Below are 14,563 nucleotides of genomic sequence, written 5' to 3' on the forward strand. Positions count from 1 at the left end.
TTGCATGTATTAGGCACGCCGCCAGCGTTCATCCTGAGCCAGGATCAAACTCTCCGAAGAAATGTTTGACTTGCTCATTTAAAAAATAAAAATTAACGTTGACGTTTGTCGCTTTGTTCAGTTTTCAAAGTTCAACCGCCGCTCTTAAGCGACTTTACTATCATAACAAGTTGAAACCTAGTTGTCAACAAGTTTTTTTATTTGTTTATCACTTCGATGTTTGCTTTAGCAGTTCATCTTAGCGACATTTAATAATATACCATGCCTTCTTTTATTGTGCAATAGTTTTTCGATATATTTTTAAAAACTATTTTTTTGCAAACGAAACGTTAGCCAATTAATAGATACTAGCATATCTAGAGCCATACTAGCATAATGTCTATTAAATCCTTATCCGCCAAGGAGGCGTTCACTTGGATACCTTAATTGCAGCTGCACTCTATTTGTCCTTTTGTATGTCTATTCTCTTAATTTCACTTGCTTATTGGGAATCAATTCAAATGTCTAATAAAGAAGGCAAAGTCAACGGCCTTTCATTTATTTCACTTTCAACATTCAGCATGATTTTTTGTTTGTTTACTTCATATTTTTATACCATTCTTTATTAACATGCGTTGTCTTCTTATAACAGGGAGACATTTCTTTATTTTATTACAATATTCGCATTCCGTATACTTACTTGTTGAAATCAATGTGATAAATCTAGTTCCTTCCCTTTCCTATATGCAGTGTAAAGTGAAGGAATTTGTCGAATGATTTTTTGGAACACTTCCTTTAAATTTGATAAACTACTTTTAGAAAACGCTTTCATATATACTTTAACATTATTCAAGGAGGAAACCAAATGAAACCATTGCTTGAATTAACGGTTGGAGAACTTTTAAAAGAAAGTACAAAAAAGTTTGGGCATCAAGAAGCGGTTATCTACTCTGAACAAAATATTCGCTATACGTACGCGGAATTTTATCAAGAAACCTCTCGAGTTGCAAAGGCACTTCTAGCCACCGGTCTCAAAAAAGGCGACCATATCGCTATCTGGGCTACCAATGTGCCGGAATGGTTGCTTCTTCAATTCGCAGCAGCTAGAATAGGCGCTGTTTTGGTTACCCTTAATACAAGTTATCAATCCTCTGAATTAGAGTATGTATTGAGTCATTCTGATACAACAGCGCTATTTTTCATTGATGAATTTAAAAGCACTTCTTATACGTCTATTATCACCAGTATTGAACATAATCTTCCCAAACTAAAACATCTTATAAACTTAAGTGGATCAAGCGAACATACATCTTGGAACGAGTTTTTAATGAGTAGCTTAATGGTATCGGATGAGGTTCTCGATAAGCATGAACAATCCCTACATATCCATGATGTTATCAATATGCAATATACTTCCGGAACAACAGGTTTTCCAAAAGGAGTTATGCTCAGTCACCATAATATAGTAAACAACGGCTTTTTAGTTGCTCAGTCTATGAAACTGACTAACGAAGACCGCTTATGCATCCCAGTTCCTTTCTTTCATTGCTTCGGATGTGTGCTGGGTGTTCTAGCATGCGTATCTGTAGGTGCTACTATGCTACCGATTATTGAATTTCAACCTGCCTCTGTTTTACGCACCGTAGAGAACGAAAAATGTACAGCTCTTCACGGTGTACCAACTATGTTTATTGCGGAATTAAATACGCTTGACTTTCATCAATATGATTTATCTACTCTTCGCACAGGAATCATGGCTGGTTCTAATTGTCCAGCAGAAGTAATGAAACGAGTCATACATGACATGGGCATCAATGAAATTACGATCGCCTATGGTCAAACCGAAACATCTCCTGTAATCACCCAAACAACCCCAACTGATTCTATCGAGCGGCGAGTACAAACGGTTGGCAAAGTTCATAATCATGTACAGATTCAAATTATTAATCCAGTTACAGGTAAACCAGCTTCTTTCGGAGAACAAGGAGAACTTTGTGCAAAGGGATATTTAACAATGAAAGGATATTACAAAATGCCGGAAGAAACAGAAAAAACAATTGTAGAAGGTTGGCTACATACAGGAGATTTAGCTACCATCGATAAAGATGGCTATGTAAAAATTACAGGACGTCTAAAAGATATGATTATTAGAGGCGGAGAAAATATTTACCCAAGAGAAATTGAAGAGTTTTTATATAGAATACCCGAGGTAGAAGATGTGCAAATTGTCGGTATTCCTGATCCAAAGTATGGAGAACGAGTTGCTGCATGCATTAAACTCAAGCAACATTCTTTTCTTACCGCTCAGGAAATCAAAGACTTTTGCAAAGGTAAGCTTGCTCATTTCAAAATTCCGGAACATATTTATTTTATAGACGACTTTCCCATGACGGCATCCGGCAAGATTCAAAAATATAAATTAAAAGAAAAGATCGTAGCGCTTTATAAATAATCAGATTTTTTTGAATTTAACCTGTCATTATGAAGAAAAGTTTACTATACTGATACATATCTGTTTTTCTTCTTTCATACAGATATAAACAACAATGTTTATTGAAATAGGTGAAAATAATGGAAAATGAAATGTTGCTCAAATTAGGTATTTCCGCTGTACTTGGTCTTATTATTGGAATTGAAAGGGAACTAAAACGAAAGCCTGTTGGTTTAAAAACATCTCTCGTAATTTCCATTATTAGCTGTTTACTCACGATTGTTTCGATTGAGTCTTCTCAAATCTTTAATAAAGGTGATCACATCACAATGGACCCGCTTCGTCTGGCCGCTCAAATTGTTTCTGGAATTGGTTTTTTAGGGGCCGGTGTCATTTTACGAAAAGAAAATGACAGCATCTCAGGGCTTACAACAGCGGCTATTATCTGGGGAGCAGCAGGTATAGGCATTGCTGTAGGTGCAGGGTTTTATCCTGAAGCTATTACCGGAGTTGTACTGCTCATCATCAGCGTTGAACTTCTTCCCTTCCTCATTACTATTTTGGGGCCTAGGCAACTGCGCGAGAAAGAGCTTATTCTTCAACTCAAGCTGGCGGATAAGCACAATATCTTTGATACAACTAATAGCATTAGAGAAAAGAATATTACAATTAAAAATATTCGAATCAAAGATTTAGACACCAATGAATTGTATATACGAATGAAAGTGTCAGTTAATAACCAGCGCCCTACTACAGAAGTGTATTACGAAATTCAAAAAATCAGCGGTATTCGAAGCATTGAAGTTGAAAATGTATAAATAAAAAACGGCCAATTGGCCGTTTTTTATTTATATTTTTCAATCTGCTGTAAAAATTCCCGCTGTTTTACTAGAGACAGCCGGTATTGATCATTGATAATTTCTGTTAATAACTCATGTTTACGGCTCTTTGACACATTCAATCTGTGGATAAGAACTCTGCATTCATACAAAAACTGTGTATACTGTGTGTAACTCTCATCATAATTTGAGGATAAGTCTTCTTTGATTCGTTTTGTCAACAAAGGACTAGCGCCATCTGTGGATATTGCTAGCGATAATCTCCCTCTAGAAAACTGTGCAGGAATCTGAATATTTCCATCGGAAAAACTGCTGGCCATATTAACCAACTGATCATTTTTAATATGCTGCTTAACAAACTTATTCACAGCTTGATCATTTGTAGCCACAACAATTAAAAAGACATTAAGTAAGTCTTCTTCTCCTACTTTTTTTCTTTTTACACGCAGCTGATCTTTAGCTTCCCACTCATTTATTTCGGCTGAAACAGTTGGAGCAACCACTGTAATGGCTGCTCCTTCTTGTAAAAAACCTTTAATTCTACGAGTTGCGATTGTCCCCCCCCCAACTACTAAGACCGAACGACCCTTTAAATCAAGCATAACGGTATACATCGTATTGATTTCCTTTGCTCGATAATAACGTTTTTACTTGGTGACTTAAAATGTGTGCAAGTCCATCATGATAACCTAGGTAGTTGGCTAAGATAAACTGCTGGGCATCTGTTGATAGCTGCTCCAATTCTTCCTTAATTTCGTTCATTAAAATACCGGTAAACAAAAGGTACGGAAGAACGAATACTTGCTTATACGAAGTTCGTTTAGCAAGGTGCAGGCCTTCTTTTAAAGTAGGAGAAGCTGCAGCTAAATAGCATGTGCTCACTTCTTTAAAAGCACCTTTCCCTTTTAGCAGTTGAGCTATTTCGTTAAAATCTTTTTTTACAGCAGGATCACTGCTTCCTCTGCCGACCAACAATACCATCGAATCTTCATGCTTATCCACATTGGTTTCCTTGATTCTCTCTACCAAGATATCAACAATTCGTTCGTCTACGCCGAACGGTTCTCCGTACAGCACTTCTACCTGGGGATAACGTTCATATACTTTGTGTATTTCTTCGGGTATATCATGCTTTGCATGCGCAGCTGTTAATAACAGAAGAGGCACAATTGCAATACGAGTAGCACCTTGTTCAATACATGCTTCAAATCCTTGTTCAATAGTGGGGGAAGCTAGTTCTAGGAAACAAACTTCTTGAATCGGTACATCTAGATTTTTTTTACATCTTTCAATAAAAGCAACTGCCTGATCAGCGCCTTCTTTTACGCGGCTGCCATGGCAAACATATAAAACTGCATCCATATAATCAACCTCTTTAGTAAGCTTCTTGTGCAAACGAATAGTAATGCTGTCCAGTCTTCTCAAACCAATTTAATCGGTCATGAAAATTCACAACTTCACCAACGATAATCATACTTGGATTTTCAATTTGTTCTTCTTTAACAATATCAACAATTGTACCAAGAGTTCCAGTTACAGTGCGCTGGTCCGCACATGTTCCCCAGTGAATCAATGCAATTGGCGTAGCTGAAGTTTTTCCGTGTTTCATTAACTGTTGGCAAATGTACGGTAAGTTCCGCACCCCCATATAAATTGCAAGAGTATCTACACCTTTGGCTAGGCTATCCCATTTGATTGCATCATGCTCGCTATCTTTACGATGACCTGCTACAAAAGCAAAGCTTGCGCTGTATTCCCGGTGAGTGACAGGGATTCCTGCATAAGCAGCGGCTGCGATGCCTGATGTAATTCCTGGAACAATTTCAAATGAAATGCCCTGCTGCACGAGAGCTTCTGCTTCTTCCCCTCCGCGTCCGAAAACAAATGGATCTCCGCCTTTTAAGCGCGTTACAATTTTTCCTTTTTTAGCGAATTTCACTAAAAAGTTGTTAATTGTTTCTTGCTTGAGGGTATGATAGTTCGGAAGCTTTCCGCAGTAAATGATATCTGCATCACTTTTAGCATACTCCAGCAGGTCCTTATTCACTAAACGATCATATAAGATAACATCTGCTTGCTGAATTGCTTTCAACCCTTTTAATGTAATTAAATCTGGATCTCCCGGTCCTGCACCGACTAGATATACTTTCCCCATGAATGCCTTTCACCCTTCCATCATTTCCACGTCTCCGCAGCGCTCCCACATTTTAATTTGAATTAGAACAGCGGACAAAGTCCGCTGTCATTTAGATAAATTTTCGGTTAGCTAAATATTCAATAACAGTTTGTACACATTCTTCTACAGACTGTGTGCTTGTATTAATTGTTAATTCAGGGTTAGCCGGTGACTCATACGGAGAATCAATTCCTGTAAAATCACGAATTTCTCCGCTTCTTGCTTTTTTGTAAAGGCCTTTTGGATCTCTTTTTTCACATTCTTCTAACGGACACTCCACGTATACTTCCAAAAATTCATTCCCCTCTAAGATCTCACGCACTTGAGCGCGGTCCTCTTGGAATGGAGAGATAAATGCTGTGAGTACCACTTGACCGCTGTCTACAAATAGTTTAGAAACCTCACCGATACGGCGAATATTTTCTGTACGATCTTCAGCAGAAAACCCTAGATTCTTATTTAAGCCGAAACGAACATTGTCACCATCTAATACATAGTTGCGAATATTTTTATCAAAAAGCGCTTTTGCCACTGCGTTTGCTACGGTAGATTTACCTGAACCCGAAAGACCTGTAAACCATAATACAAAACTGTGATGATTATTTTGCTCGCGTCTTTCCTCTTTTGTAATTCCAGCATCATGCCACGTAATGTTTGTTGATTTGTTCACTTCAACCGCTCCTTATTTTGAAGATACTTTTTGTTTTGCTAATCCTTTAATTAACACTTCAATTACTTCTTTACGGCTGAATGTGCTTGGTGGCACTTCTCCGTTACGAAGCATTTCACGTACCTTTGTTCCAGATAGAATCATATGATCTTCTTTGCTGTGAGGGCATGTTTTCGTTGATGCCATCGCTTCACACTTCTTGCAATAGAAGCTGTGTTCAAAGAATAAAGGTGTAATTCCTAATTCATCTGCTGTAAAGTTACTGAAGATTTTTTGTGCGTCATATGTTCCATAGTAGTCACCAACACCAGCGTGGTCACGGCCTACAATGAAATGTGTGCATCCAAAGTTTTTTCGAACCATTGCATGGAAAATAGCTTCTCTAGGTCCAGCATAGCGCATCGCAGCAGGGAAAACTGCTAAAGCTACACGATCGCTAGGATAATAGTTCTCTAAAAGTACTTCATAACTTTCCATACGGATATCTGCTGGGATATCATCTGACTTTGTTTCTCCTACAAGTGGATTTAAAAACAGGCCGTCTACAATTTCTAATGCCGTTTTTTGAATATATTCGTGCGCACGGTGAACAGGGTTACGAGTTTGGAATCCAACAACTGTTTTCCAACCGCGTTCTTCAAATGCTGCTCTTGTTTCAGTAGGATCTAGGTAATACTTTTCAAAACGCGTTTTAGGTGTACGTTCTACAAGTACGATTGGACCTGCTACATATACATTTGGGCGCTCCATCATTTTTTTCACGCCAGGATGAGCAAGTTCTGCCGTGCGGTACACGTTCTCCGCTTCTTTTTCTTTATTTGGCGTATATACTTCAGAAACTTCTAAAACACCATACGTTACGCCGTTTTGAACAAGTTTTACTTTGTCGCCAATGTTTAATTCTTTAGCTTGCTCTTCTGTTACAGGAAGAGTGATAGGAATACTCCATACTGTTCCATCTGCTAAACGCATATTTTCAACAACTGATTGATAATCTTTTTCTCCTAAAAATCCTGTAATTGGGCTGTAAGCACCAATTCCAATTAGTTCTAAATCACTTAGGGCCATGTTATCTACTTCGATTTCTTTTGTTAGTGACGTGTAGTCATATGTTGGTTGATATAAATTAATTAATTCTCCACCGTGTGCTTGAATTGTTGTCATTTTGTAAAATCCTCCTTAAATAATTAACACAATATAATAAAAAGCACTTGAATCACGCAGTCATTTTTTCTTTTTCCGACTGCAAGCTTGCTCTTTTTCTTCTAGTCGCTCTAGCTAAGCTTAGAACACCTGCTGTGGCAATACATCCGCTAGCTAGCACCACAAATGAATATAAGTCGCTTTCAAGTACTAATTTCACAAGAACATATGAGATTACGAGTGAAAATACAGGGGATACCACCCAAACCTTTAACATTTGAATGACCACTTCGCGCTGTTCTTTCGTGAATCCCGTTTTCGCTGCTCCTATTCCAATAATAGAAGACGTAGTGACCTGTGTAAGCGGTACTGGCAAACCAAACAGTGAAGCGACTGTGACAAGAGAAGCACCAGTACCCGAGATAATGCACCCTTCTCCTACAGAATAGCGAGTAATTTTTTTCCCGTTTGTTTCAATAACTCGGCCTCCTAGTAAAAGTGCTCCGAGCGCCACTGCCAATCCTCCTGCTATGACACCCGTTGTGGCATCCATTAATCCAGCTCCTACTAGAGGACCGACAGCATTTGCCACGTTATTCATTCCAGCTGAGAAGGCTTCAAAGAATCCCGTCGCTATAACTAAAATCGTTAAAACTCTTTTCCACTTTCCCTCTGCTTCTTTTTTATGCGCTCTGCGTTTTATCACTTTTCCAATCAAAAAAGCAATGACAAATGAAACTAGTGGAACAATAATCCAAAAAGACATGACAACTAAAAGTTTTTCCACATACAGAGATTGATAAGCTACGCCTACTCCAACAACTGAACCAACCGTTACTTCACTTGTTGATAGAGGAATACCAATTAAATTCGCGAAAAAGAGTGACAGCGTTGCAGCAGCCAGAATGATAATAACTAATTCTACTGATAGCAATTTTTCAGGTATGATACCTGAACTGATGGTTTTTACCACCTCGCCGCCTCCGATAATGGCTCCGAGCACAATACCTACAGCACAGATGAACAGGGCTACTCTTCGCTTTTTAATCGCACCGGAGCCGTATGAAACGCCCATAGCTGCTGCTGCACCGCTTGCCCCAATATTCATTGCAAAAAAAAGCGCAATGATAAAGGCAACATATAAAAGCATCATTTATTCAGCTCTTTCGTATTTAAGATTCGTGTAATCCGCATTCAACTTTTTGTGTACCTGCCCATCTTCCTGAACGTAAATCGTCTACATTGTAGGCAGGTGCGGTACAGGGTTCACAGCCGATACTTGGGTAGCCTTGATCATGAAGTTTGTTATATGGCAAATCATGCTTATACACATAGCGCCAAATTTCCTTCCAAGACCAATGAATTAACGGACAAACTTTCACCTTCTTGAATTTCTCATCCTTATTAAAGTAATTCGTGCTGGCACGAGACTCAGACTGCTCGCGTCTCAAACCAGAAATCCACGCATCATAAGGAGCAAGAGATTCTCTTAATGGAATGATTTTTCGAATTTGACAGCATAAGTTAGGCTGACTCTTCCAAAGCTCATCTCCATGTTTTTCAGCTTGTTCTGCAAGAGTTAAATCCGGTTTTTTCATATGAATACGTAAATCAGGGAAGCGTTCTTTAATTGCATCAATCACTTCATATGTTTCTTTAAAATGAACGCCTGTATCTAAAAAGACAATTTCAGCATCTTTTTTCACTTTTGAAATTAAATCAATTAACACGATCCCTTCGATCCCAAAGCTTGATGCATAGATAATTGAATCTCCGTAGGTATCATACGCCCACTGCAATGCTGAAAGGGCTCCTTTTGTTTCATCTTCACTGTCGAACTCTGGAAACGTATCACTCCAGTTTTCGTACGTATATAAGTCTGCCATTTTCTTCACTCCAATTCTTAGTTATCCGCGTTATCCAATAAAAAAAGACGGTTTTACCCACTAGAATTGGATAAAACCGCCTCTAGTGTGTCTAGTCAGCGAAACTATTTAATTCTTACTTTGCTTCGACATGCCCAAAGATTTGTTTTAAGTCGGGGGTTACAGTCATTGGTGTCCCTCCTCAAATTATCGCTTGCGCTATATCAAAATAAAAAGTCTTCCATATTGAAAGACTGGGTAGGCAATAAATTTTCACCTTATCTTTCAAAATGATACACACTTTGCTGGAATTAGCACCTTGCTAAGCAGGTTGCCGGGGTTCAACGGGCCAGATCCCTCCACCACTCTTGATAAGCATTTTTTAAAAATTTTAGCATATTTAGAATATTTGTCAACATTAAAAATCATATATCCGATAAGAAAACTATACTTTAAATTCACAGAAATATCTATACTTTTATTTAAAACAACATATGTAAATTTAAACCAAATGTGAACATATCAGTTTATAAAACGCTTTCTTTTTCTCCAACTTTTTATATTCTCTTGCTAAATAAAACACAAAACCTCTCTATAAAATTAATAAGGGATTTATAAGCTTTACGGATAATTCACCCACATTAGCACACATTACAGATAACACTGACTGACAGATAGGAGCTATATAAGATGGAGAGACAACCTTTTCAATTAGACGATACAATTAAAAATAATGTGCGAACATATTTACAGCAGATTTCAACTGAAGCCTCTAATTTAATTAAACATTTAGACACGAGTGATCATTGTATACTATGTGATTTTGAGGAGATGCGAAAGTTATTTCAAGATGTTCAAGCTACGGCTGCCTCTTATTACTTGCGTCATTACTTATCGCCTTATACATTTGAATATGCTGCTCTGTCCTTAGCTATTCATAACCTTTCTGAGAAACGTCACGGCGCTTTAATTGTCATTGAACGGGAACAAAATGTAGACCCTCTTATTCAAAAAGGAATGCCTATTCAAGCTCCTGTCAGCGCTACGCTAGTTGAGACGCTGTTCTATCCAGGGACACCCTTACATGACGGAGCCGTCCTAATTAGAAATAATCAGCTTATCTCAGCTGCTAATGTTTTACCTCTCTCGTCTATTATTTCAACGACCAAAAAATTGGGAACACGTCACCGTGCAGCCATTGGAATGTCGGAAAAATCGGATGCATTAATTTTAGTTGTCTCTGAAGAAACAGGCAAAATTTCGTTTGCACTTGATGGAAGCCTCTACCCTATTCACTCCAGCAAAAATATGATTTAAGAGCCCTTTCCTGATAAGCAGCCCTATATTGACTTCTATATCCTTTCTCTTTAATATATTTCATAGTTTTTACATACTATAGATACGGGTGATGCATATGACAATTTTAAAATTTGAACATGTAGGCGTTCAAGTAAAGGATATAGAAGAATCTATTGAGTTCTATACGCAAAAAGTGGGATTAGAGCTCATCGAAAAACTACCACATACCGATCCGTCTTTGAAGCTAGCTTTTCTAGGTTTAGAAGGCAATGTAATTGTAGAGTTAATTCAAGGGTATAACTCAAGCTTACCTAACGAAGGTAAAGTTCATCATTTTGCGCTGGCAGTAGACGGAATTGAAGAGGAGTTTGAGCGTTTAAAATCAGCAGGCGTTTCATTTGTGGAAGAAAACATTGTAACTTTGCCAAATGGAGCAAGATACTTATTTTTCTACGGTCCAGACAAAGAATGGATTGAATATTACGAAGTAAAAAGATAAAGATATCTTATACCTTCAGTGAAAAATGGTCATACTGTGGCTATGACTAATCACTGGAGGTTTTTTTATGATGGAATGGCTATTATTTCGACTTTTTCGTCGTTCTATTTTAGTGCGGCTTCTTTTTATTATCGGCTGCCTTGTTCTGCTTTTCGGCATGCTTATACATTTCCTAGAGCCGCAAACGTTTGGGAATGTGTTTGAAGGAATTTGGTGGGTTATTATTACAATCTCTACTATAGGGTACGGTGATTTTGCTCCGACCACTACGATTGGAAGGTTAGCTGCAATTATTTTAGTCCTGATCGGAACGGGATTTATTACCACTTATTTTGTTACGCTTTCTAAAATTGCTGTTTCCGCTGAGAGCGCTTATTTGGAAGGAAATTTAAAATTTTATGGAAAAGATCACTTCATCGTTGTTGGGTGGAATGAGCGCGCCAAACTCGTGTTAGAGTCTTATCGCGACGCATTTCATAAAGAAGACATTGTTCTTATCGACGACTCTCTGACTAAAAATCCCATGATTTGTGATCGCGTTCATTTTATTAAAGGAAGTCCCTCTCATTATGAAGTATTAGAACTTGCCAACGCTCGGTACGCAAAAAAAGTGCTGATTACTGCCGATCAGCATAAGACAGAAGAATATGCAGACATGAATACTATTGTTACGTTAGTCGCGCTGCAAGGATTGAACCCTTCTATTTACAGCATCGTTGAACTGTTAACAAAAAAGCATATTCAAAATGCACAAAATTTGGGGGTGAATGAAATGATTAAAACAAACGAGTTGATTAGTCAAGTCATGTACGAACATATTTTTGTGAAAAAATCAGAGAGTTTAAAAAAAGAATAGTTCCTTCAATTACTGAAGCAGCGCATCTTCTGCCTCTCTAATTAGCTCTTCTCCTAAGCTGATATACTTTTCTGGAAATGAAGCGTCTGCGTCTTGGGGTTCTGCAAACTGATTAAATGAAGCACTCACATTTCCATTGTGAACATCGTCATCTAGACCAATTTGATATTTATGTGAAAGTAAAAATGGCGTGCCAATCTGTACGGTTGTTCCTTTAGAATCCAGTTCTCCATTCGTAGCTGTAAACGGGATACGTAAAAACTGATAGCCGACTTCATCATTCATCTTATAGTCGAATGAACCATGGTCATAATCCCAATTCCCTCCAATGTTATACCCAAGCGGCTTAAGCGTTTTTTCTAATTCGTAAAGCTTGAATAATGCGCCCTCTAATCTTGAAGATAATTCAATCATGTTATCCCTCCTCTGTTTTAACATGTCCTCTTTCCAGCGTTTTATCCTTTATCTCAAAAGCAAAAAAGAGGTTGAGACATAACTAAATGAATCCAACCTAAAGACGAACAAACTGGATAAAGTAGCTCGTATAAATCGCTTGTGACACCGTGATGTCCGTGCAAGGCTTCGCTTTCCGCGGGCAGGCGCTGAGCCTCCTCGTCGCTTGCGCTTTTCCCCGCAGGAGTCTATGCCTTGCCCTCCAATCAACTGCTAGAAGGACCTAAACAGATGAAACTATATTCACCATAACAAAAAAAACGAACCACTAATCAAACATGTTGATCAATGGTTCGTTTTCCACTTGGGCTAAAATACTTTTGTAACGCCCTCTTTTTACTTACTTCAAACGCTTTTCTAATTCTGCTTTTTTCTCTTCAAAACCAGGTTTTCCAAGAAGAGCAAACATATTTACTTTGTATGCTTCTACTCCCGGCTGATCGAATGGGTTTACGCCTAATAAATAGCCGCTGATTGCACATGCTTTTTCGAAGAAATATACAACATATCCGAACGTATACTCATCTAGCGCAGGAATGTTCACAACTAAGTTTGGAACGCCTCCATCTGTGTGAGCAAGCATTGTACCTTGGAAGGCTTTTTTATTTACAAAGTCAACTGTTTCACCAGCTAAGTAATTTAATCCATCTAAGTCCGCTGCATCTTCTTCAATTGTTAGCTCATGACGAGAATCTTGAACTTGTACAATTGTTTCAAAAATATCACGACGACCTTCTTGTACATATTGACCTAAAGAATGAAGATCGGTTGAGAAGTTAGCAGATGAAGGGTAAATACCTTTTTGATCTTTTCCTTCACTTTCGCCAAATAACTGTTTCCACCATTCAGCAAAGTATTGAAGAGCTGGCTCATAGTTAATCAGCATTTCAATTGTTTTTCCTTTATTATAAAGAACATTACGAGCTACAGCATATTGATAAGCTGGGTTCTCTTCTAGCTCTGATGATGAGAATGCTTCTTGAGCATCAGCTGCCCCTTTCATCATTTGTTCGATATCAAGACCCGCAGCGGCGATTGGTAATAAACCAACTGCTGTTAATACTGAATAACGGCCGCCTACATCGTCTGGAATAACAAATGTTTCATAGCCCTCTTCATCCGCTAATGTTTTTAATGCGCCACGCGCTTTATCTGTTGTTGCATAAATACGCTTGCGTGCTTCTTCTTTGCCATATTTCTCTTCTAATAATTTACGGAAGATACGGAAAGCAATCGCCGGTTCTGTTGTTGTACCAGATTTTGAAATAACATTAATAGAGAAATCTTTATCTTGTAAAACATCCATTAAGTCTTTCATGTATGTTGAGCTGATGTTGTTACCAGCAAAAATAACTTGCGGAGTTTTACGCTGTTCTTTTGATAATGTGTTATAGAATGAATGCTGAAGCATTTCAATAGCAGCACGAGCACCTAAGTAAGATCCTCCAATACCGATAACAATTAATACATCTGAATCAGATTTAATTTTTTCTGCACTTTTTTGAATGCGTGCAAATTCTTCTTTGTCATACTCCGTAGGAAGGTCGACCCATCCTAAAAAGTCGTTTCCAGCACCTGTTTTCTCATGAATTGAATGGTGAGCTACTTTCACGGCATCACGTAAGTATGTAAGTTCATGTTCACCAAAAAATGATAACGCGTTTGAATAATCAAAACGAACATGTGTCATAGTCTGTTCCTCCATTAAAATATCTTTATTTTTCACTTTATCGAAACTGTTAGCTGAATTCAAGTGAATCCACTTACAATTTGACACAATCATTATAGTTTGTTGAAACTGCAATCATTGTATGTACCCTTTTATTTAACGATAAATTCAGTTGTGAAGTCAACTAATGTTCTTTGATTATAGGACGTAATTCATGCACGATTACGCAAATAATAAGCAAATAAAAAACGACTACAGAGTGGTCTTCAATCGTTTTTTATTTGCTTATCGGGTGGTGCAATATAGTTCATTTCACCTATCTTCACATATTGTCTCGGTTTATAAGAGGCTTTTAAAAGGGAAAAGTCTATTGATATGGAATTTTCAGCTTGGTTTTTAGAAGTGAGTAGCATCCTGTTTTCTTCTTTCATTTCCAAATGATTATTCAGCACAAATCCGCCCATACATAATGCGGTAAAAATGAGAAAACTGATGGTTATTTGTTTCCTATACATTTCCATCACCTCACTCTTAGAGTGACAATTTCGAGTGATTTTTATACGTCCAAAAAAATTTTTTTATGTTTTTTTTATGGATTTTGTGACGAGTTTCTATTTATTTAATAAGGTTTGAAAAATCCGCTGATACTAAGAAATAGCATGGATGCATGCATAATTAAATTAT

General features: G+C 37.8%; 16 protein-coding genes, 1 rRNA gene and 1 riboswitch. Of the genes, 6 read left to right on the top strand and 11 right to left on the bottom strand.

The features are described 5' to 3' along the window. Positions 1 to 60: ribosomal RNA gene (locus AC4NPH_RS20850) — 16S ribosomal RNA — on the bottom strand; the annotation flags it as partial. A gap of 353 nt (positions 61 to 413) precedes the next feature. Between AC4NPH_RS20850 and AC4NPH_RS20855 the strand changes: the two genes are divergently transcribed. The 3 genes from AC4NPH_RS20855 to AC4NPH_RS20865 all read left to right on the top strand — a co-directional run bounded on the left by AC4NPH_RS20855 (position 414) and on the right by AC4NPH_RS20865 (position 3,228). Then, complete coding sequence (locus AC4NPH_RS20855; protein WP_013059575.1) at positions 414 to 608, top strand: hypothetical protein; 195 nt, start codon at positions 414 to 416, stop codon at positions 606 to 608. A 236-nt stretch (positions 609 to 844) separates the two neighbouring features. Beyond that, positions 845 to 2,431: an AMP-binding protein gene (locus AC4NPH_RS20860; protein ID WP_013059576.1), complete on the top strand. Its 1,587-nt coding sequence runs from the start codon at positions 845 to 847 to the stop codon at positions 2,429 to 2,431. 119 nt (positions 2,432 to 2,550) lie between these two features. Further along, positions 2,551 to 3,228 (top strand): MgtC/SapB family protein, encoded by a 678-nt coding sequence (locus AC4NPH_RS20865; protein ID WP_013059577.1) that lies wholly within the window; start codon positions 2,551 to 2,553, stop codon positions 3,226 to 3,228. Positions 3,229 to 3,254: 26 nt separating this feature from the next. Here AC4NPH_RS20865 and AC4NPH_RS20870 read toward each other — a convergent pair whose 3' ends face one another. From AC4NPH_RS20870 to AC4NPH_RS20900, 7 genes are all read right to left on the bottom strand, one after another. Further along, the gene (locus AC4NPH_RS20870) at positions 3,255 to 3,863 is read right to left on the bottom strand and encodes an NAD(P)-binding protein (RefSeq protein WP_013059578.1); all 609 of its coding nucleotides are present in this window, start codon (positions 3,861 to 3,863) and stop codon (positions 3,255 to 3,257) included. Then, a complete protein-coding gene (locus AC4NPH_RS20875) occupies positions 3,844 to 4,611 on the bottom strand; it encodes a sirohydrochlorin chelatase (RefSeq protein ID WP_098314885.1) in 768 nt (255 codons plus the stop codon). The genes AC4NPH_RS20870 and AC4NPH_RS20875 overlap by 20 nt, the downstream gene beginning before the upstream one ends. 13 nt (positions 4,612 to 4,624) lie before the next feature. Continuing rightward, positions 4,625 to 5,404: a uroporphyrinogen-III C-methyltransferase gene (cobA, locus tag AC4NPH_RS20880; RefSeq protein ID WP_013059580.1), complete on the bottom strand. Its 780-nt coding sequence runs from the start codon at positions 5,402 to 5,404 to the stop codon at positions 4,625 to 4,627. Positions 5,405 to 5,495: 91 nt separating this feature from the next. Continuing rightward, entirely contained in the window at positions 5,496 to 6,095 is a 600-nt protein-coding gene (cysC, locus tag AC4NPH_RS20885; protein WP_013059581.1) for an adenylyl-sulfate kinase, read from the bottom strand. Between the two features lie 12 nt (positions 6,096 to 6,107). Beyond that, positions 6,108 to 7,259: a sulfate adenylyltransferase gene (gene sat, locus AC4NPH_RS20890; protein WP_013059582.1), complete on the bottom strand. Its 1,152-nt coding sequence runs from the start codon at positions 7,257 to 7,259 to the stop codon at positions 6,108 to 6,110. A 52-nt stretch (positions 7,260 to 7,311) separates the two neighbouring features. Then, a complete protein-coding gene (gene cysP / locus AC4NPH_RS20895) occupies positions 7,312 to 8,391 on the bottom strand; it encodes a sulfate permease (protein WP_013059583.1) in 1,080 nt (359 codons plus the stop codon). A 19-nt stretch (positions 8,392 to 8,410) separates the two neighbouring features. Further along, positions 8,411 to 9,124: a phosphoadenylyl-sulfate reductase gene (locus AC4NPH_RS20900; protein WP_025601286.1), complete on the bottom strand. Its 714-nt coding sequence runs from the start codon at positions 9,122 to 9,124 to the stop codon at positions 8,411 to 8,413. A 254-nt stretch (positions 9,125 to 9,378) separates the two neighbouring features. Next, positions 9,379 to 9,481: riboswitch (SAM riboswitch) on the bottom strand. 312 nt (positions 9,482 to 9,793) lie between these two features. Between AC4NPH_RS20900 and cdaS the strand changes: the two genes are divergently transcribed. The 3 genes from cdaS (at position 9,794) to AC4NPH_RS20915 (ending at position 11,757) form a co-directional block, all read left to right on the top strand. After that, the gene (cdaS, locus tag AC4NPH_RS20905) at positions 9,794 to 10,420 is read left to right on the top strand and encodes a sporulation-specific diadenylate cyclase CdaS (RefSeq protein ID WP_013059585.1); all 627 of its coding nucleotides are present in this window, start codon (positions 9,794 to 9,796) and stop codon (positions 10,418 to 10,420) included. Between the two features lie 97 nt (positions 10,421 to 10,517). Further along, a complete protein-coding gene (locus AC4NPH_RS20910) occupies positions 10,518 to 10,901 on the top strand; it encodes a VOC family protein (RefSeq protein ID WP_013059586.1) in 384 nt (127 codons plus the stop codon). A 67-nt stretch (positions 10,902 to 10,968) separates the two neighbouring features. Beyond that, positions 10,969 to 11,757, top strand: a complete 789-nt coding sequence (locus tag AC4NPH_RS20915) for a potassium channel family protein (RefSeq protein WP_013059587.1) — start codon at positions 10,969 to 10,971, stop codon at positions 11,755 to 11,757. A 9-nt stretch (positions 11,758 to 11,766) separates the two neighbouring features. On the opposite strand, the gene AC4NPH_RS20920 is transcribed toward AC4NPH_RS20915, so the two are convergent. The 3 genes from AC4NPH_RS20920 to AC4NPH_RS20930 all read right to left on the bottom strand — a co-directional run bounded on the left by AC4NPH_RS20920 (position 11,767) and on the right by AC4NPH_RS20930 (position 14,394). Next, on the bottom strand, positions 11,767 to 12,171 hold the full coding sequence (locus tag AC4NPH_RS20920) for a YugN-like family protein (RefSeq protein ID WP_013059588.1): 405 nt from the start codon (positions 12,169 to 12,171) through the stop codon (positions 11,767 to 11,769). A gap of 379 nt (positions 12,172 to 12,550) precedes the next feature. Next, a complete protein-coding gene (locus tag AC4NPH_RS20925; protein ID WP_013059589.1) occupies positions 12,551 to 13,900 on the bottom strand; it encodes a glucose-6-phosphate isomerase in 1,350 nt (449 codons plus the stop codon). A gap of 245 nt (positions 13,901 to 14,145) precedes the next feature. After that, positions 14,146 to 14,394: a hypothetical protein gene (locus AC4NPH_RS20930; protein WP_231101676.1), complete on the bottom strand. Its 249-nt coding sequence runs from the start codon at positions 14,392 to 14,394 to the stop codon at positions 14,146 to 14,148. Positions 14,395 to 14,563: the final 169 nt, after the last annotated feature.

The organism is Priestia sp. MDV22-iso46 (genome assembly GCF_058629175.1).

Bases quoted from the DNA above. Each gene is read 5' to 3' on its own strand.
- AC4NPH_RS20860 (WP_013059576.1), top strand. From the start codon at position 845: ATGAAACCATTGCTTGAATTAACGGTTGGAGAACTTTTAAAAGAAAGT.
- AC4NPH_RS20865 (WP_013059577.1), top strand. From the start codon at position 2,551: ATGGAAAATGAAATGTTGCTCAAATTAGGTATTTCCGCTGTACTTGGT.
- AC4NPH_RS20870 (WP_013059578.1), bottom strand. From the start codon at position 3,863: ATGTATACCGTTATGCTTGATTTAAAGGGTCGTTCGGTCTTAGTAGTT.
- AC4NPH_RS20875 (WP_098314885.1), bottom strand. From the start codon at position 4,611: ATGGATGCAGTTTTATATGTTTGCCATGGCAGCCGCGTAAAAGAAGGC.
- cobA (WP_013059580.1), bottom strand. From the start codon at position 5,404: ATGGGGAAAGTATATCTAGTCGGTGCAGGACCGGGAGATCCAGATTTA.
- sat (WP_013059582.1), bottom strand. From the start codon at position 7,259: ATGACAACAATTCAAGCACACGGTGGAGAATTAATTAATTTATATCAA.
- cysP (WP_013059583.1), bottom strand. From the start codon at position 8,391: ATGATGCTTTTATATGTTGCCTTTATCATTGCGCTTTTTTTTGCAATG.
- AC4NPH_RS20900 (WP_025601286.1), bottom strand. From the start codon at position 9,124: ATGGCAGACTTATATACGTACGAAAACTGGAGTGATACGTTTCCAGAG.
- cdaS (WP_013059585.1), top strand. From the start codon at position 9,794: ATGGAGAGACAACCTTTTCAATTAGACGATACAATTAAAAATAATGTG.
- AC4NPH_RS20910 (WP_013059586.1), top strand. From the start codon at position 10,518: ATGACAATTTTAAAATTTGAACATGTAGGCGTTCAAGTAAAGGATATA.
- AC4NPH_RS20915 (WP_013059587.1), top strand. From the start codon at position 10,969: ATGATGGAATGGCTATTATTTCGACTTTTTCGTCGTTCTATTTTAGTG.
- AC4NPH_RS20920 (WP_013059588.1), bottom strand. From the start codon at position 12,171: ATGATTGAATTATCTTCAAGATTAGAGGGCGCATTATTCAAGCTTTAC.
- AC4NPH_RS20925 (WP_013059589.1), bottom strand. From the start codon at position 13,900: ATGACACATGTTCGTTTTGATTATTCAAACGCGTTATCATTTTTTGGT.
- AC4NPH_RS20930 (WP_231101676.1), bottom strand. From the start codon at position 14,394: ATGTATAGGAAACAAATAACCATCAGTTTTCTCATTTTTACCGCATTA.